A 19122-nucleotide genomic window follows, 5' to 3' on the forward strand; every position below is an offset into this window, starting at 1 on the left:
TTTATAATTACTTTGTTTTAAAGCAACATAAATTAAAAATTTTAAATTAGAATTCTATCAAACACCTTAAAATAATACATAGAATTTCAGCCACATGAAGTTTTACTAATTTGGAACATGTATATTTGAATAATCCTTATTACAAATTAATATGCGTATAGAACACGATATAAAATTAGGTTTTAAAGACGTGATGATTCGTCCAAAACGATCGACCTTAAAAAGCAGAAAGGAAGTGAGTTTAGAGCGTGAATTCACCTTTTTACACAGCAAGAAAACATGGACAGGGATTCCCATTATGGCTGCCAATATGGACACTGTTGGAACCTTTAACATGGCCAAAGCATTATTTAAACACTCCTTATTTACTACCATCCATAAACATTATACGGTAGAAGAATGGAAAAACTTTATAAATACGGCGCCAAAAGGAATTGAAAATTATATTGCGGTTAGTACAGGAACGGGAGGTGAAGACTCTAAAAAGTTAAAAGACATCCTAAATGCTTGTCCACAACTCAATTTCATATGTATTGATGTTGCCAACGGTTATTCGGAACATTTTACCAATTTTGTTAGAAAAACGCGAAAAGCACACCCTGACAAAGTTATTATAGCCGGAAATGTGGTTACTGGAGAAATGGTAGAAGAATTATTATTGTCTGGAGCCGATATTATTAAGGTTGGAATTGGTCCAGGATCTGTTTGTACCACACGCGTTAAAACGGGCGTTGGCTATCCGCAATTATCCGCTATCATAGAATGTGCGGATGCTGCCCACGGACTTGGTGGACAAATAATAAGTGATGGTGGTTGTACGACACCGGGTGATGTTGCCAAAGCCTTTGGTGCTGGTGCAGATTTTGTTATGCTTGGAGGCATGTTAGCTGGACATGATGAAAGTGGTGGTGAGTTGATAGAGCGTGATGGCGAAAACTATAAACAATTTTATGGTATGAGTTCTGAAACCGCTATGGATAAGCACGTTGGTGGTGTTGCTGAATATCGTGCTAGTGAAGGTAAAACGGTTGAAGTTCTGTACAGAGGTTCTGTTGAAACAACGGTGTTTGATATTTTAGGTGGTTTACGAAGTACGTGCACCTATGTTGGCGCACAACGTCTAAAAGAGCTTACCAAACGAACAACCTTTATTCGTGTGGCTGAACAAGAAAATCAAGTTTATACCAAGTAAGTTTACTGAAAACGAATGCTGATTTTAAAAAAACAATTTACAATCCCTTAATTAAAAGCAAGGCAGTTGCCGGATTGGTTGCCAATGGCACATCATGCACATCACACAAACGCATCAGCATTAACACATCAGGTTCATGTGGGTGTTTTGCCAATGGATCTCTGAAAAAAAGTACCATTTTGCACAATCCTTCGGCTACTCGTCCCGCTATTTGCGCATCACCGCCTAAAGGTCCAGATAGTAACTTTTTCACTTTAAATCCTGCGCTTTCCACCTTATTTCCGGTTGTTCCTGTAGACACTAAAGTGATGTGATCTTGATGAAAAAACGCCTTATGTTCATTTAAAAACTGAACCATTTCCGCCTTTTTTCCATCGTGTGCTATAATTGCTATTTCCATTATTCGTTTTTATTGGTGTGATAATTAACCAAACCATCAATTGGTCGTTTTACTATGTTGCCCACTTTGTAATGATATTCTTCGGCTATTTCTAAAATTTCATCTTTTGAAAAATACGAGATAGAACCGGCAAAATGAACAGGAACGGTTTTAATTTCTTCTTTAAACTGAAGAATCATATTTTCAGAGAAAAGTCGCAAACCTTTTTTAATCAAATTTTTAATATACACGTTTTCCTTATGTAAAAACATAAATTCAGCAAAACTGGCTAAATAGGCATTCGGATTGGGTTGCTTATATAGGTTGTGTTTAATAAAATCTGTATCCATATTATAGGTCTCGGCAAAAGCAGTCCGGAGGGTTTCTGGCATATGATAAAAATAATAATCCCGAATTAACTGTTTGCCATAGTAATTCCCAGAAGCATCATCCATTAGCGAATATCCCAACGAGTTAACGCGTTGATGCACATGGCTTCCATCAAAATAACTACAGTTAGAACCTGTTCCTAAAATACAAACCACAGCTGCTTCATTTGGTTTATTAACGGTGGCTCGAATGGCTGCATAGGTATCTTCCTTCACTTCGATTAAAGCATTTGTAAAGATAGATGCCAAAACCTGTTTTAAAAGTAATCGTGGCTTTTCAGTTCCGCAACCGGCTCCATAAAAATAGACATGAGAAACATTTAATTTATGTTTATTTAAATCTGGTTGCTCATTGATTATTTTATAAAGTTCTTCCGCTTGTAAAATGGCTGGGTTTAAACCTTTGGTTTTTATTTTTTCTAATAAATGATTGCCATTTTTATCAACGGAAAGCCAATCACATTTTGTAGAACCACTATCAACAATTACTATCATATTTCTAAAAATAAAAAATTCGCAGTCTACAATTTAAAATTATAAAACTGCGAATTCAAATGTAGTATTATATTTATAAACTGTTAATATGCTCGGCTAATTCTACTAATTTATAAGAATAAGCATACTCATTATCATACCAAGCTACTAATTTGAAGAATCGAGAATTCAATTCAATAGCTGAATCGGCATCAAAAACACAGGTGCGATCTTCACTAACAAAATCTTGTGAAACCACAGCATCTTCGGTATAACCTACAATTCCTTTTAAAGAACCTTCAGCAGCTTCCTTAAATACTTTTTTAATGGCTTCTAAAGAGGTTTCTTTTTTTGTTCTCACTGTTAAATCAACAACAGATACATTAGCTGTAGGCACACGAAATGCCATACCTGTTAATTTCCCATCTAATTCTGGAATAACTTTACCAACGGCTTTAGCGGCTCCAGTGGTTGTTGGGATAATATTATTTAAAGCAGAACGCCCTAAACGGTAATTTTTGGCGCTTGGACTATCTACGGTATGTTGCGAGGACGTTGTAGCATGAACCGTTGTCATTAAACCCTCTTCAATACCAAAATTATCATTCATAATTTTAGCCATTGGTGCCAAACAATTTGTTGTACAAGAGGCATTTGAAACTATGGTGTCCGTTGCTTTAGCATCTAAATGGTTAACACCCATTACAAACATAGGTGCATCTTTACTTGGTGCAGAGATTACCACTTTTTTGGCGCCCGCATCAATATGAGCTTGAGCCGACTCAATAGTTTTAAAAATCCCAGTACAATCAGCAATAACAGCTGCTTCTACGGCATCCCATTTTAAATTTTTCGGGTCACGCTCTGCTGTTACACGCACCGTTTTTCCATTAACAACTAAATGACCATTTTCCACTTCAACCGTTCCATTAAAACGACCATGAACGGAATCATACTTTAATAAATAGGCTAAATGGTTAACATCAAGCAAATCATTAATTGCTACTACCTCAACATCTGGCCTTTCCATAGTTGCTCTAAATACAATACGACCAACACGTCCAAATCCGTTTATTCCTAATTTTAATTTTGCCATAATTTTGCTATTTTTTATTACTATTATTGTTACGTGGTCATAATATCGGACACGCGTAATAATTCTTTATTTATTTCTGTTTTGCCTTTAACGGCTTTTTCTAATGGTGTTAATGTAATTTTATTATCTAAAATACCAACCATAAAATTTGTTTTCCCTTCTAATAAGGTTTCCACTGCCTTCACACCCATTCTACTGGCTAAAACACGATCAAAACAGGATGGTGAACCACCACGTTGCATATGTCCTAATACCGAAACACGCACTTCGTATTCTTCCATGTTTTCTTCAACATAATCTTTCAATTCAAAAACATTTTTTCCAATTTTATCGCCTTCCGCTACCACAACTATACTAGATGATTTACCAGATTTCTTACTGCGTCTTAAGGATTCTAAAAGTCTATCCAACCCTAAATCTTCTTCAGGGATTAATATTTCTTCAGCTCCTGCTCCAACACCTGCATTTAAGGCAATGTGACCAACATCGCGACCCATGACTTCCACAAAAAACAATCGTTTGTGTGAACTTGCTGTGTCTCGTATTTTATCAATTACCTCAACAACCGTATTTAAAGCGGTATCAAAACCCAACGTAAAGTTGGTGCCAAAAATATCATTATCTATAGTTCCTGGGATACCAATAATAGGGAAATTAAAGGCTTTATTAAAAACTAAACCTCCCGTAAAACTACCATCACCTCCAATAATAACTAAAGCATCTATACCTGCATTAACAAGGTTGTCATGCGCTTTCTGCTGACCTGCATCTGTTCTAAATTCTTTAGATCTAGCCGATTTTAGCATGGTGCCTCCTTTATTGATAATGTGGTTTACACTACGTGCTGAAAGGGATTTAAAATCGCCTTCAATCAATCCTTCGAAACCGCGATAAATACCAATACATTCTATTTCATGGTATGCACAGGTTCTAACAACGGAACGAATGGCGGCATTCATGCCTGGCGAATCACCACCAGAGGTTAAAACACCTATTATTTTAATATTTTTTGACATGATTTTATACTTGATTATGTAAATCTACTAAAGAAAAACAATAAATAACATGCTATTTGTCACTGTTTTTAATTCTTTTCTTCTTCATCCTTAAAGCCGATGTAACCCGGTAGGTTTTTATTATTTTTTTCAGCTTGCTCTGCTTCTTTGGCTTTTTCTTCTTCGTATTCGTGTTTACCTTTAAAAATAATTTGAATCAGTTCACTAAAGGTATCAAAATCCACATTCCATGCTATACCAACACCTTGTGTATAGCCAATTTCTTCACCAAAATTCCGGATACTATTTTCACGATTGAAAACTTTAGCTGTTAGTGTACCTTCATCATTTAATAAAAAGTCAATTTGAACATCTCCAGCAATAACCGTTTCACTTACACCTCCAACAGGCACACCAACTTTACCATTAATTAAAATGCGGTCGCTTATATTGGTTTGAAGCGTCACCCCTAAACGATCATCGGTTTGATAGTCGGGTGTATTTTCGCCAGCTTCGTAATTTAAACCAATGTTTACTTTATTATCACTAGTTGAAAAGAAACCGTTAATAATACCATTTAAACGTTCGGTAATAGTTCCGGTTATATTTATATCGTTTAATCGGTTTGAGAAGGCGCCGGTTGCTAATAAATATAGCGCTTGATTATCTCGGTCTTCTTTGGAATCGAGTCGGTAATTTAATTCTGATTTCACCGTAGAACTCACGTTTGGAAATTCGAATTCAAATTCAATGTCGGGCTTTTCTAAAGGTCCACTTAACATAGTTAACACGTGAACAGGTATACTTCTATTAATAGGGTTATCCAGCAAAGGTGATGGATTTGCTTGTGTTTTATAAATAGCGCTTATTTCAATTTGCGCTGAAAACGGATCGCCTTCCCAAGCCAAAGTTCCACCGGGTTCTACAATAAATTTCTTTTGAACAATGCCACCATACATAAAGTTATAAACACCATCAAAAACCGAAAAATCACCATAAATATTAAATTTACCATTGGTGTTAATATCAATTAGCAAGCCACCAACACCACTTCCTTTTATGGTACTTCCAGACACTTTATCAATTACTATTTCTATTTCGGCATCTTGCGTTATATCCAATTCAAAATCTAATTCTAATCCTGAAATATTCTGTGTTCGCACCTCCTGACCCAATGACTTGGCAAGTTTTTCTGCAGGTGTTAAAAAGTGAATAAAGGAATTATCACCAAAAGTGGCAGAGTCCGTTAAAGGAATAACAAAGGTTGTTCCTGGCTTGGTTTCACCAATAACGCTAATCACCAAATTATTAGCTGGACCTTTTATGCTGGCAATACCACCAATAAATCCTGTTCCGTAATACGGTGCATCTTCAGTTTCTTCTTGGGTATCTAAAACCAATAAGCGTTGTGTATTAACATCTAAATCCAAACTCCAATCGCCAAAATTAATATGATTAATGGAACCATCTAAAATGCCTTTGGAGTTATATTTGGTATCTGTTATTCGGATATTATTAAACACAAAACTTTGATTATCTAGCGTTACCGATGATTTATTAGCAAATTCAAAATCCACATTTAAATACGGAACCGTTAACCCGGAGTTGTTTAATACCAAATCGCCATTTAATTGCGGTTTTTTCAAACTTCCTTCTACTCTTGCAACACCCGTAACGTCTCCTCTAATATTTGTTAAAATGCCAGACAAGAATGGGTTTAATGGTGATAGGTTGAAATTATTAAAGTTTAAATCGACATCTATGGTTGAAACATTTGATGCCACATCAATAATACCAATAGCTGAAAAGGATTCATTGGCATCATCCTTAATTTTGGCGTATACCGAATAGTTTGTAAGCGATTCATTACCGCGAATCTGCGCATCAAAAGAACCTAGGACTAGCTTATTAATTTCCAAATCATCCACGGTAATATTGGCGTCTGGTAGGTAGAGTCCGTTTTGCTGAAAAACATCCAACTTACCATTTACGTTTCCGCGTAAATCCAAACTATCTATGGATGGTGTTATTTTAGCCAAATCAACATCCTTAAAATTTAGTTTAATATCCTTATAGGTAGAGTCTCGTAATTCTCCAAAAAGCTTTATCTGCTCACTATTATGACTCATTAAAAATGAATCTATTTTTACGTTTTTAAAGTTATTGTCAAAAACGAGCCGGTTATTCCGGTTTCTATTTTCATTTAAAATCCATTTATTCCCCTTAAAAGTGATATCTGATTTACTAAAACCAACAACGGATTTATTTTCTTTATTAATGGTGTGGTAAAAACTTAAATTATAGATATCTTTATTGTTTTTACCGCCATTAAATTCCGACCTAATAAACAATGTGTCCTTTAGGGTTACGTTAATTAAGTTGAATTTAGAAATATTATAAAAATTGGTATTGATACTATCTACTTCTACATAGGTATTAAAAAGTGGGTTTTTATTATCTACTTGTAAAGAAATTTGATCTGCAAAATAATCAAACAGCTTAATTTTAGGTGATTTAAAGGTTAATTTAAATTCATCCTCTTGACTTTCCACATGGCCACGAATGTACGTGTTGGATCCTAGCTCGATATCGGGAACAAATACTTCAACTATTTTATTATAGATATTAAAATTAAAATCGATGTATTGATTTTCTACTACTTTATGCGGTTTATAGTTCGCGTAAATGCTTCCTACGGCATTTTCAAAAAGCTTTCCAATATCTTCAAATAGGAAAACACCACTTAACTGTCCCGTAATAATATCTGGAGAATTTACATTAATATAATGCACCTCTTCTTGGAAGGTTGATGTTATTTGAAAATCTTCAAAGAAATAAGAATCATGCTCATTGATATACGATGTATTCCTAAATTGAATGTTACCTACGGCATTATTTACAGTTGTACCTGAAACCTTCATAACCACCACACCTTTAAACGTTGATAGGCTATCATTTTTCACAAAATTCATGGCTTTTAGGTTGGCATAGTTTACATCTGCTTCAAAATCAAACTCACTTATTTCCTTTGAAAAATCGGCTAACCCATTAAATGTTAGTTTTAAATTTTCATCATTGGAAATGAGTTTTCCATCATAAATATTATTTCCTAGCACACCTGATACTTCCAAGTTGTTATATTCATAACCGTTATATACAACCGCATACACATCACCCAAAAGTTTGGTGTCTAAACCTTCTAAAGTAAAACCTTTACCATTTACATTCAGGTTTAATGAGGTTTTTCCCCATTTCGGGTTTTCCATGAATTCCCCAATTTCAAAATCTTTAAACACTATTTTCCCTTTATACGTGGCATTGTCCACATCATTAAAGGTTTTCATTTCTAAATTAGAATCTATAAAGCCCAAATCCGTTTGAATTTGAAGATTCGCCTTTATTTCAGATGTAGTAATTTCAGATTGCCCAACAATGGTAAAACGGCCTAATCTATCAAAAGCTGAAGGAATAGAATTCCCTAAAACATTTGGCAAAAGCGCCTTTAAATCTTTGTAATTGGATGATAGATTGGTAAATTTTCCATTCATATAAAAGTTATCCGTTTCTTTGTTAAACAGATTCTTAAAATATAAATCACCATAAACACGACTATTACTACTCGTGTTCAATTTTAAGTTATTTAGTTTTAAATCATTTAGTGTTCCCGTAACGTTTGTCGTAAAAGTGGCATGTTGGTTAATACCAAACTCATCATAAAAAGTATTCAACTCATTTAAGGCAATATCCGCTTCTGTAAAATTGGCATTCACTTGAACTTTATCTGTAAAAAACTGTAAATCTTCTCTATTGTACGAAAATTTCACATCGCCTTTTAAAATAGAATTCTCCGTTTTAATATCTAAATTATCTAAACGTATTTGTTCTTTGGTATACGAAAAATTGGTGACTAAATTTTTCATTTTAAGACCTCGACTATCATCAAATGCCAAAGTATTAATCCGCATACTAACATTTGGACCATTAATTAATAAATTAGTGGCATTGGTAAAAACGTTAGTAAATTCAAGAATTTTAGGCGTTTCATTATTTTCATTCGTCATTCTAAAAATACCATCTCTAATGGTAACATCACTCGAGGACATTAAAAATGTACTTTCACTAACCTCCTGGTTATCTTCATCAAAACGTGCCACAAACACATCTAAATTGGTATCGGTTTCACCCTTGTAGGTCACCAAATTAAAAATAACACCTTCCAAATCTATATCACCAAAAACCAATTTACCGTTGTATAAATTTTTAAAACTTAAAATAGAGGTATTTAAATTGGTAGCGCTAATTAGGGTGTCTTTTTTAAAATCGCGAATTAGCACGCCTTTCAGTTCCACATCACCAGTGATTTGCAAACCGATGCGTTCAATATTTATATTGGTTTTGAAATCTGAATTTATTCTGTTCGTAACATGCTTGGCAATGCCAGTTTGAACGGCAGGAATGGACAATAGTAGTACCAAAATAATAAATAGCAGCAATAAGGTTGCTACTAATCGTCCGAGTATTTTGAAAAATTTTTTGATACGTTTATAAAGTTATAACTTTGACATCAAAATTAACAATTATTATGCCCAATTATTAGAAATGGCTACAGAAAATATTTACATATTAGGAATTGAGTCATCCTGCGATGATACTGCGGCTTCCGTACTGTTAAACGGTCGTGTTTTGAGTAATGTTGTAGCAAGTCAAAAAATACATGAAGAATATGGTGGTGTGGTTCCTGAATTGGCTTCTAGAGCACATCAAAAAAACATTGTTCCCGTGGTTGCTCAAGCACTTAAAAAAGCAGGCATTACTAAAAATGAGTTACATGCCGTGGCCTTTACTAGAGGACCTGGATTAATGGGCTCTTTATTAGTAGGCACCTCCTTTGCCAAGTCTTTGGCTTTTGGTCTGGATATTCCATTAATTGACGTTAACCATATGCAAGCACATATTTTGGCGCATTTTATTGAAGAAGCCGATTATTCAAAGCCACCCTTCCCTTTTTTGGCCATGACTATATCAGGTGGCCACACTCAAATAGTTAAAGTTTCCAGCTATTTTGATTTAAAAGTAATAGGTGAAACAATTGATGATGCTGTTGGTGAAGCCTTTGATAAGAGTGGGAAAATTCTCGGCCTTGGGTATCCCGCAGGTCCAGAAATTGATAAACGGGCTAAATTAGGAAACCCGAAGGCGTTTAAATTTACCAAACCAAACGTGGACGGTTTAAACTTTAGTTTTTCGGGATTAAAAACGGGAATTCTATATTTCGTTCAGCGAGAAACCAAAGCAAACCCCAATTTTGTTAAAGAAAATCTGAATGATATCTGCGCCTCTATCCAATATACTATTATCGGTATTTTAATAGATAAGCTTAAATTAGCCACCAAGCAAACAGGTATTAAACATATTGCTATTGGTGGCGGTGTTTCCGCTAATTCAGGTATTCGTCAAGCTTTAAAAGATGGTGAGCAAAAATTTGGATGGACCACCTATGTGCCAAAATTTGAATACACCACAGATAATGCTGCCATGATTGCTATTGTTGGATATTTAAAGTATTTGGAAGGTTATTTTAGTGAGCAAGACGTAACAGCCTCTTCTAGATTGAAAATTTAATAGCCAATTGTTAAAACATCTGTTAATAATGTTTTGGCAATTCGTTCATTGAAGCCTTATTTTTTGTTTTTTTGTTTACTAAACAATCCCAAATTATGAAAACACTACTAATTTTTTTAATTGGTTTCTGTGCAGTCCTACATGCACAGGAAGCCGTAACACCTACTTTTGAAACAATTACCAATGCCGACGAAGCCCAATTGTTTTTAGATTCCAACCCAAGCAAAAGCAACACGTTTATTGTTTTTAATGAGGAGAACCATAAAACCGAATTAGCGCGAAACCTATTTAGCTCGGGCCAAGCCACAGTTGATGGTCAAATGGAACGAACCCGTTATAAAGTTGTAGATCGTTTTACAACCACGCATTATCGCGCGAATTATATTTTTATTGATGGCAACAAAATAGATGCCGAAGCGGCAGAAAGCCTAATTAAAACCATTTCCAAAAAATACAAAGATGGTGTGCCATTTAGTAAATTGGCGCAACAATATTCTATGGATAGAAATGCAAATAGAAATGGTGATACAGGCTGGTTTGCTCCTGGTAAAATGCATCCGGAATTAGAACGCGTCATTATTAATGTTCCTATTAGCAAACGCGATTTGTTTTCATTTGAACTTAAAGATAAATCCTGGTATTATTTGGTGTTGAATTCCTACCAGCCAAAAGAAATCAAGGAAATTAAAGTGCTAAAAATAGTCGAAAAAAAATAATCATGCAGCTGTTTTACAATCCACATATTTCCGAAACTACCGAGAACTTTACGTTTGACAAAGACGAAAGTCGTCATATTATAAAAGTACTTCGGAAAAATGTGGGAGATATCCTTCAAATTACCAATGGAAAAGGTTGGTTGTTTTCAGCTGAAATTACAACAGATGCCATAAAAAAATGTGAAGCTAAAATTATAGCCAAAACAGTACAGAAACCCTTAAATTACCAATTACATTTAGCGGTTGCGCCTACCAAAATGAACGATCGGTTTGAATGGTTTTTAGAAAAGGCAACTGAAATAGGCATCACTACCATTACGCCTATTATTTGCGACCATAGTGAGCGTCAGGTGATTAAATTAGATCGCTTTGAAAAAATAGTTCAATCAGCTATGAAGCAATCCTTAAATTGCTACTTACCGACGTTAAATGAGGCCATTCCGTTTTCAGATTTTATAAAGCAATCTTTTGAAGGACAAACTTTTATTGCACATTGTGAGGAACTGGATAGGAAATCTTTAAAGCAAGTAATTAAACCCGAAATGGCAATTACCATTTTAATTGGACCAGAAGGCGATTTTAGTGTTAAAGAAATTGAAACAGCCATTAAAAACAAGTTTATTCCTGTAACTTTGGGTGAAACCAGATTACGTACCGAAACCGCATCAATTGTTGCATGTCACAGTGTGGCATTTGTAAATGAGTAACTATGAAGCAACGCATCACGATTCTTTTATTAATTATTACGTGTAGTATATCTGCCCAAGAAATTGCCGTTTTAAAATACAAAGGTGGTGGTGATTGGTATAGTAATCCAACAGCACTTCCAAATCTTATTGCGTTTTGTAATGCGAATATCAACACCAAAATCAATGACAAACCAGAAACTGTAGAGGCTGGTAGCATGGATATTTTTCAATATGCCTTTATCCACATGACGGGTCATGGAAACGTTTATTTTAGTGATGAAGATGCTGAAAACTTACGAAACTACCTGCTTTCGGGAGGATTTCTACATATAGATGATAACTACGGCATGAAACCCTATGTTACAGAAGCTTTAAAAACGGTGTTTCCCAATGCAGAAATGATAGAAATACCAGCAAATCACGCTATTTTTAATACAGCCTATAGTTTCCCTGAAGGTTTACCAAAAATCCATGAACATGATGGAAACCGACCACAAGCTTTTGGCATTTTCCATGAAAACCGATTAGTAGTTCTGTTTACCTATGAAAGTGATTTAGGTAATGGCTGGGAAGATGAAGTTGTTCATAATGACCCACCAGAAGTTCGAGAAAAAGCATTAAAAATGGGTGCCAATATTATTAAATATGCGTTTGAGCATTAGAGTAAATAGGATTATGCAACTCACACATTACACCTCTAAATTTTCACCACACACCTTCCCCATTACCGTAATTTGCGATGGAATTACCAATGCGCCAAACATTGGGAGTTTATTTAGAACGGCCGACGCCTTTGGAGTTGAAAAATTAATTTTGTGCGGAAAAGATATCGAGTTTGGAAGAAAATCAGCTAAAACCTCACGCGCTACAGAAAAATATGTGCCGTTTGAAATGAATACGGATACGTTAGAATCCATTTTACGCTTAAAATCAGCTGGATATCGTATAGTCGCTTTAGAAATTACCGAAGACAGCCAAGCCATTAATCAAATAACATTTGAGACCACAGAACCTATTGCTTTAATAGTTGGTGCAGAAAATTTTGGGATTTCGGAAGCTGTTTTAGCATTAGCAGATTCGGTTGTTCACATAAATATGTTTGGGCAAAATAGCAGTATGAATGTGGTTCAAGCTACAACCATCTGCCTATACGAAATAACCAAACAACTTAAGGAAAATTAATTGGTAACCAATTCAGTTTCAATCAGTATATTTGACGCATGAATTCTAAACAAGTTTCAAACGGTATTTTAAGAGCAATTGGCTATCTATTAGGTGTAGCTATTCTTTTGTTTTTTCTTTATAAAATACAATCTGTAATCGTTTACATTGCCATTTCTGCCGTTATATCCTTAACAGGAAGACCTATTGTAGCATTTTTAAGACGTCGTTTAAAATTCAATAACCTGTTAGCAGTTATAACAACTATGATAATGCTTTTAGGATTGATACTGGGTTTAGTAGGTCTTTTCATTCCTTTAATTGTTGAACAAGGTCATAATTTATCACTTTTAGATATTGAAAAATTACAGGTAAATATTAATAATATATATAATGAAACGGCTTCCCATTTTAATTTGGATAAAATAAATACGGGAGACTCACTTGAAAATTCCGAATTGTTTTCAAACTTAAATTTTAGCGTTATCCCGGAATTTTTAAACTCCGTGGTAAGCGGTTTGGGAAGTTTTAGTATTGGATTATTCTCCGTGTTATTTATATCATTTTTCTTTTTAAAGGATAGTAAACTTTTTGAAAACAGCCTACTTACACTCGTTCCAGATAGTAAAGTAAGTCGCGTAAAAAATTCAATCGAAAAAATTAAAGACTTACTCTCGCGTTATTTCGTGGGACTTGTATTTCAAATTTCAGTCATTTTTGTTATTTACACCATTGGTTTGTTAATTGTGGGTGTTGAAAATGCTGTTGTAATAGCTTTCTTATGTGCCTTAATTAATTTAATCCCGTATTTGGGACCCGTAATTGGTGGATGTATTATGGTATTACTGACTATGACTAGTAATTTAGGTAGTAGTTTTAGCGATGTTATTTTACCAGAAACACTCTATGTTTTAATTGTTATTGCCATTGGCCAATTAATTGATAATTTTATTAGTCAACCGGTTATTTTCTCAAGAAGTGTAAAATCGCATCCACTTGAAATATTTCTGGTTATTGTTATTGCTGGACTCCTTTTTGGAATTGTAGGTATGATTATCGCCATTCCTGGTTACACCGCTTTAAAGGTTATTTTAAAGGAGTTTTTAGCCGATAATAAAATTGTTCAGAGTTTAACAGAGAATCTTTAAGCCGTTTTGAATGTCGCTATTTTAAATACCGAAAATCAGGAATTTATAGACGCCCATTTAGAATCCGATAGTACCAAACTACTGTTTGGAAAAGCACCTCATCCGTCTGCTACAATTAAGGAATTAGTAGCGCAAATTGAAGCCAAAAAACGTAGTAAAACCAAACTCCCAACCTGGTTTAAAACACCATTCATTTATTATCCAAATAAATTGAATATTGAGCAAACCTCTTCGGAAACTACGGCGCAATACAAAGCCTCTCTAGTTTCAGGAGAAAACCTATTGGATATAACTGGTGGTTTTGGTGTAGATTGTTTTTATTTCGCAAAAACAATGCAACAGGTTATTCATTGCGAAATAAATAACAACTTATCTGAAATCGTTACTTATAATTTTAAACAGTTACAAGTCACCAATATTCAAACAATTTCAGAAGATGGTATTGGGTATTTAAAAAGTCAAAAAACGCGCTTCGATTGGATTTATATAGATCCTTCCAGACGTCATGATAGTAAGGGTAAAGTGTTTTTCTTAAAAGATTGTTTGCCCAGTGTTCCAGATCATTTGGATGATGTATTCAAGCACACCAATAACCTATTAATTAAAACGGCGCCTTTATTAGATATTTCATCTGGTATTCAAGAGTTACAGGCAGTTAAAGAAATTCATGTGGTTGCCTTGAATAATGAAGTTAAAGAATTACTTTGGATTCTGGAAAATGGTTATGAAGGTGCTACTGCTATTAAAACCATCAATCTCAATAAACACCAAAATCAAACCTTCAATTTTCAACTAAATCAAGAAACATTAGCACAGGCAACCTACAGTTTACCAAAACAGTATTTGTATGAGCCCAATGCTGCTATTTTAAAATCGGGTGCTTTTAATAGTGTTTCCCATCAATTACAACTTGATAAGTTACATCAGCACACCCATTTGTACACTAGTAATGATTTGGTTCATTTTCCTGGACGTTCTTTTCAAATTGTAGAAATAGTGCCTTACAATAAAAAAGCGGTTAAAAAACTAGGGATAACTCAAGCCAATATTACAACGCGTAACTTTCCAGATGCTGTGGCGAACATCCGAAAGAAATTAAAAATAGCCGATGGTGGTGATATTTACCTATTTTTTGCGACAAACATGCAAGAGGAACGTATTGGAATAATTTGTAAAAAAGTAGAATATTTAAAAGCTTAATCGCTTAAACATAAATAAGAGAAACATGTTAAAAGCAGTATTATTTGATATGGATGGTGTAATTGTAGATACAGAACCGCTGCACCACAAAGCCTATTATGGGATGTTTAATTCACTGAAGTTAGATGTAACAGAGCAGCAATATCAATCGTTCATGGGGCAATCAACCATTAATGTTTGCCGACAGCTTTGTAATCATTTTAAGTTAGCAAATGCACCCGAGGAATTAGTGCAGATTAAACGCCATATTTTCAAAGATTTATTTGTGTCGGACAGCAGTTTACAGCTTATTGACGGCGTATTAGAATTAATTCAGGACTACCATCAAAACAATGTAACGTTGGTGCTGGCTTCATCCGCATCTATGCAAACCATTGAAAGTGTTTTCAACCGATTTGAATTGGACCCCTACTTTAAAGCCAAATTAAGTGGTGCCGATTTAAAAGCATCCAAGCCACACCCCGAAATCTTTTTAAAAGCTGCGGAAAGCTCCGGGTTTAAAAAAGAACAGTGTTTGGTGATTGAAGACTCTACAAATGGTATTAAAGCAGCTAATGCTGCGGGTATTTTTTGTGTTGGATATAAAAGCTTACACTCCAAAAACCAGAATTATGAGACAGCAAATCTCGTGATAGACGATTTTAAAAGCATTTCCTACCAACGTGCAAAAAACCTCTTATCAGTTCACTAATAGGTTGTTAATTGTTGAAATTTTAATCGGTAAATAAAAATTGCATTTTTTCGCGTAAAAAGTTTCAAAAATAGTTGCGTTCTTTATAATGGATGGTTACATTTGCATCCGCATTAAAAGAATGTTCTTTTATATTTAATGGAGAGGTGCCAGAGTGGTAATGGAGCAGATTGCTAATCTGTCGACGCGTAAGTGTCGCCAGGGTTCGAATCCCTGTCTCTCCGCATTTTTTTAGATAACCGTTTTTTCATGTTGCAGACACTCGAAATTTTCGAGTTAAACTGCATTTTTGAAAAAAAGTATCGGGGTGTAGCGTAGCCCGGTTATCGCGCCGCGTTTGGGACGCGGAGGTCGCAGGTTCGAATCCTGCCACCCCGACAAATTTTTTAGAGTTACGGGCTCGTAGCTCAGCTGGATAGAGCACCTCCCTTCTAAGGAGGCGGTCACAGGTTCGAATCCTGTCGGGCTCACTTAAAGACTTACTGTTTTCAGTAGGTCTTTTTTGTTTTTAGGCATTTCAATTAGTTTGCAATAACGTCCCTCCCATTTAAGCTTATTTATCCCAAATGTTAAGCGTAATAATTTAAGTATCTTTGATTTGCTTTTAAGCTCACAAATCATGAAAACGCATTTAGTAACCGTCTTTTTATACCTCGCTATACTTCCCCTTTTTGCTCAAATTATACCTTCCAATCAAAATCCGAAATTTAATTCTAGTTTAAATCCCAAGTTTAATTCCAACATAAATCCGGTATTTAACTCACAAATAAACCCGAAGTATAATTCCAATATCAATCCGAAGTATACAGCCAATATAAATCCCAAATACACGTCTAGCATTAACCCGAAATATAATTCCGATTTAAACCCGGCATTCAACTCAAAATTTAATCCTAAATATAATTTCCAACTCAACCCAAATTACGGGAATTGGGAGGGTTATTATATGTTCAATCAATCGGCTGAAATTATTGGGTTTCTCATTTATGCGAATTCCGATGTGTATTTGTATTATAACAATGATGGTACTTGGATGGGATTTTTTGTGCGTGCTGAATCCAATTTCAACCTGTTTACCTTAAATGGCCAATGGACAGGCAGCTATTTGTGCTCCGATTCCGAAAATGGTTATAACCTTTTTGATGAAGGCGCCAATTGGACTAAAAACTATGTAAAATAACAGCATCTAATCATTTAGATAAACTTAATTTCAAATATCCCATCCGCGCTATTTATAAGCCAATAGTTTTCTATATTTGGGAATAGGCTGTTCTTAATCAAAAATACTAACCAAACAAGGCTTAAAAACTCATGAAAAACTTCAAAGGGAAAACAGTATTAATAACTGGTGGAGCATCTGGAATTGGAAAAATCATGACACGCCTCATGTTAGAACGTCAAGCTCGTGTGGTTATTTGGGATATTAGTCAGGAAAATATAGATTTAACAACCAGCGAGTTGCAAAACAATCCGGCGCTTTTTAGCTATACATTAGATATTTCTAACATGCAACAGGTTCAAGAAACCGCTAAAAACGTCAAGCAAGAAATTGGAATCGTAGATGTGCTTATCAATAACGCGGGAATTATTGTCGGTAAGTTTTTCCATGAACATACGGAAGCCGATATAGAAAACACCATGAAAATTAACAGCCTAGCGCCTATGCATATTTCTAACATATTTCTAGACGATATGCTTCAACAGAATTCTGGACATATATGTAATATTGCCTCTTCTGGTGGTTTAATCTCCAATCCTAAAATGTCAGTTTACGCATCTAGCAAATGGGCCCTTATTGGTTGGTCTGATAGTTTGCGTTTGGAAATGAAACAACTCAAAAAAAACATACATGTTACCACCATCATGCCTTATTATATAAATACAGGAATGTTTGACGGTGTGAAATCTAAAATTCCCATATTAGAACCAGAAGCGGCATCTCTAACCATTATCAAAGCCATAGAAACAAATAAAAGAATGGTAACCATTCCAGGCTATATTTACCGAGTAACTAGATTTGGTCAAGCCGTTATGTCTGTAAATGTATTCGACTGGTTTACGGGCAAGGTATTGGGTATTTATAAAACCATGGAGCATTTTGTAGGGCGCCAAAAATAATCGGGTTATAAATTCAGATCAAGGCAAGTTTGTGGTATAAAAGTTTAACCCATTCCAATAAAAAACGCATCCTGACTACCGTAAAGTGCCAACTGTTATTTAATTTAACCCACAATCTCTCGCTATGCGTTTTAAAAGAACTTACGTTAAATTTAGAAATAGTGCTTTTCGGAATTTTATTCGGAGACATGAAAAATATGCGCCGTTACTGTTCTTTATTGGTGGTTTTATTTTCGATACTTTAACACTTGGCCGTATAGATCGGGTTTACGATTTAACGGTCCTATCCTTACACATGACATTTTTAACTACCATGTTATACTTGTTTAATTTAGCTGAAGATGGCAAATGGATAGGCACCTTTTTAGAACGTTTTCAAGAGTATTTTCCATTAGCCGTACAATTTTCGTTTGGTGGACTTTCCAGCGCGTATGTCATATATTTTTCCCGAAGTGTGTCCATGTCGAAAACCATTTCATTTTTTGTTATCCTTGTTTTACTACTTCTAGCCAACGAAGTATTAAAACGGCGAATCTCCAATAAATACTTACAATTCGGAATTTACTTTTTTATAAGCTTTACCTTTTTTGCGTTCATGATTCCTGTAGTATTCAAGGAAATGAGCACAACCATTTTTATAATTTCCGGATTATTAAGCCTCTCTATTACTTTAGGTTTAATTATTTTGGTATATATAAAAAGTCCGAGTACCAAAGCTGAAATTAGTATAACCAAAGTTATCGGGCTTGTTTTAACCTTATATCTGAGCATCAATTTATTTTATTATTTTAATTTAATTCCACCAGTACCATTAGCTTTAGATGAAGGTATTGTTGCTCATAGTGTTCAAAAAGAAAATGGCAACTATCTGGTTACTTACGAACGTGATGACTGGTATATTTTTTGGCGCGATCACCGATTACAATTCATTCAGCAACCGGATGAAAAGGTATTTGTTTTCACGTCTATATTCGCGCCTACTGCCATAAAAAAAGCCATCTTTCATCGCTGGAAATGGTATAATCCAGACAGCAAGGAATGGGAAGAAACCGATAAAATTGGATTTGATATCACAGGTGGCCGAAATGCCGGCTTTCGTGGCTACACCTATAAAAACAATGTCAAGCCTGGCACCTGGCAAGTAGATGTCATAACCGAAGAAGAACTAGTACTGGGCGTTATTGATTTTGAAATTATTATGAACCCTGATTTACAACCAAAACGGGTGGTTCAACGAAAGTTTTAAGACATA

The 19122-nt window shown here is 34.9% G+C and carries 17 protein-coding genes and 3 tRNA genes; 15 read left to right on the forward strand and 5 right to left on the reverse strand.

The genetic code is table 11. The features are described 5' to 3' along the window. Positions 1–151: 151 nt before the first annotated feature. Positions 152–1192 carry a GMP reductase gene (locus tag ACFPH8_RS07730; protein ID WP_376859878.1) on the forward strand — a complete coding sequence of 347 codons (1041 nt, stop codon included), beginning with the start codon at positions 152–154 and terminating at the stop codon, positions 1190–1192. Between the two features lie 37 nt (positions 1193–1229). On the opposite strand, the gene ACFPH8_RS07735 is transcribed toward ACFPH8_RS07730, so the two are convergent. The 5 genes from ACFPH8_RS07735 to ACFPH8_RS07755 all read right to left on the reverse strand — a co-directional run bounded on the left by ACFPH8_RS07735 (position 1230) and on the right by ACFPH8_RS07755 (position 9000). Then, complete coding sequence (locus ACFPH8_RS07735) at positions 1230–1592, reverse strand: methylglyoxal synthase (RefSeq protein ID WP_248399364.1); 363 nt, start codon at positions 1590–1592, stop codon at positions 1230–1232. Beyond that, positions 1592–2455, reverse strand: a complete 864-nt coding sequence (locus ACFPH8_RS07740; protein WP_248399362.1) for an N-acetylglucosamine kinase — start codon at positions 2453–2455, stop codon at positions 1592–1594. Before ACFPH8_RS07740 ends, ACFPH8_RS07735 begins: the two co-directional genes overlap by 1 nt. A 73-nt stretch (positions 2456–2528) precedes the next feature. After that, positions 2529–3530 (reverse strand): type I glyceraldehyde-3-phosphate dehydrogenase, encoded by a 1002-nt coding sequence (gap, locus tag ACFPH8_RS07745; RefSeq protein ID WP_376859881.1) that lies wholly within the window; start codon positions 3528–3530, stop codon positions 2529–2531. A 29-nt stretch (positions 3531–3559) separates the two neighbouring features. Then, positions 3560–4546, reverse strand: coding sequence for a 6-phosphofructokinase (gene pfkA / locus ACFPH8_RS07750; protein WP_376859883.1), 987 nt, complete (start codon positions 4544–4546; stop codon positions 3560–3562). A gap of 68 nt (positions 4547–4614) precedes the next feature. Beyond that, entirely contained in the window at positions 4615–9000 is a 4386-nt protein-coding gene (locus ACFPH8_RS07755) for a translocation/assembly module TamB domain-containing protein (protein ID WP_376859885.1), read from the reverse strand. Positions 9001–9124: 124 nt separating this feature from the next. Here ACFPH8_RS07755 and tsaD point away from each other — a divergent pair, with 124 nt between their 5' ends. The 14 genes from tsaD to ACFPH8_RS07825 all read left to right on the forward strand — a co-directional run bounded on the left by tsaD (position 9125) and on the right by ACFPH8_RS07825 (position 19116). Then, positions 9125–10147 carry a tRNA (adenosine(37)-N6)-threonylcarbamoyltransferase complex transferase subunit TsaD gene (gene tsaD / locus ACFPH8_RS07760; RefSeq protein WP_376859887.1) on the forward strand — a complete coding sequence of 341 codons (1023 nt, stop codon included), beginning with the start codon at positions 9125–9127 and terminating at the stop codon, positions 10145–10147. Positions 10148–10242: 95 nt separating this feature from the next. Then, positions 10243–10863, forward strand: coding sequence for a peptidylprolyl isomerase (locus tag ACFPH8_RS07765; protein WP_248399354.1), 621 nt, complete (start codon positions 10243–10245; stop codon positions 10861–10863). Positions 10864–10865: 2 nt separating this feature from the next. Further along, a complete protein-coding gene (locus ACFPH8_RS07770) occupies positions 10866–11570 on the forward strand; it encodes a 16S rRNA (uracil(1498)-N(3))-methyltransferase (RefSeq protein WP_376859890.1) in 705 nt (234 codons plus the stop codon). 2 nt (positions 11571–11572) lie between these two features. After that, complete coding sequence (locus ACFPH8_RS07775; RefSeq protein WP_376859892.1) at positions 11573–12214, forward strand: DUF4159 domain-containing protein; 642 nt, start codon at positions 11573–11575, stop codon at positions 12212–12214. Between the two features lie 13 nt (positions 12215–12227). Then, positions 12228–12734 (forward strand): TrmH family RNA methyltransferase, encoded by a 507-nt coding sequence (locus ACFPH8_RS07780; protein WP_376859894.1) that lies wholly within the window; start codon positions 12228–12230, stop codon positions 12732–12734. Positions 12735–12772: 38 nt separating this feature from the next. Further along, complete coding sequence (locus tag ACFPH8_RS07785; protein WP_376859896.1) at positions 12773–13861, forward strand: AI-2E family transporter; 1089 nt, start codon at positions 12773–12775, stop codon at positions 13859–13861. Positions 13862–13867: 6 nt separating this feature from the next. Then, complete coding sequence (locus ACFPH8_RS07790) at positions 13868–15061, forward strand: THUMP-like domain-containing protein (RefSeq protein ID WP_376859898.1); 1194 nt, start codon at positions 13868–13870, stop codon at positions 15059–15061. A 25-nt stretch (positions 15062–15086) separates the two neighbouring features. After that, positions 15087–15752: an HAD family hydrolase gene (locus ACFPH8_RS07795; protein ID WP_376859899.1), complete on the forward strand. Its 666-nt coding sequence runs from the start codon at positions 15087–15089 to the stop codon at positions 15750–15752. A gap of 140 nt (positions 15753–15892) precedes the next feature. Continuing rightward, positions 15893–15976, forward strand: a tRNA-Ser gene (locus ACFPH8_RS07800). Between the two features lie 79 nt (positions 15977–16055). Beyond that, a tRNA-Pro gene (locus tag ACFPH8_RS07805) sits at positions 16056–16130 on the forward strand. A gap of 18 nt (positions 16131–16148) precedes the next feature. Beyond that, positions 16149–16222, forward strand: a tRNA-Arg gene (locus ACFPH8_RS07810). A gap of 149 nt (positions 16223–16371) precedes the next feature. Then, complete coding sequence (locus tag ACFPH8_RS07815; RefSeq protein WP_376859901.1) at positions 16372–16932, forward strand: hypothetical protein; 561 nt, start codon at positions 16372–16374, stop codon at positions 16930–16932. A 131-nt stretch (positions 16933–17063) separates the two neighbouring features. Then, positions 17064–17870, forward strand: coding sequence for an SDR family oxidoreductase (locus ACFPH8_RS07820; protein ID WP_376859903.1), 807 nt, complete (start codon positions 17064–17066; stop codon positions 17868–17870). Positions 17871–17994: 124 nt separating this feature from the next. After that, positions 17995–19116, forward strand: coding sequence for a DUF2914 domain-containing protein (locus tag ACFPH8_RS07825; RefSeq protein WP_376859905.1), 1122 nt, complete (start codon positions 17995–17997; stop codon positions 19114–19116). Positions 19117–19122 lie beyond the last annotated feature (6 nt).

The sequence above is a fragment of the Bizionia hallyeonensis genome (assembly GCF_042657385.1).
GTDB lineage: Bacteria > Bacteroidota > Bacteroidia > Flavobacteriales > Flavobacteriaceae > Algorimicrobium > Algorimicrobium hallyeonense.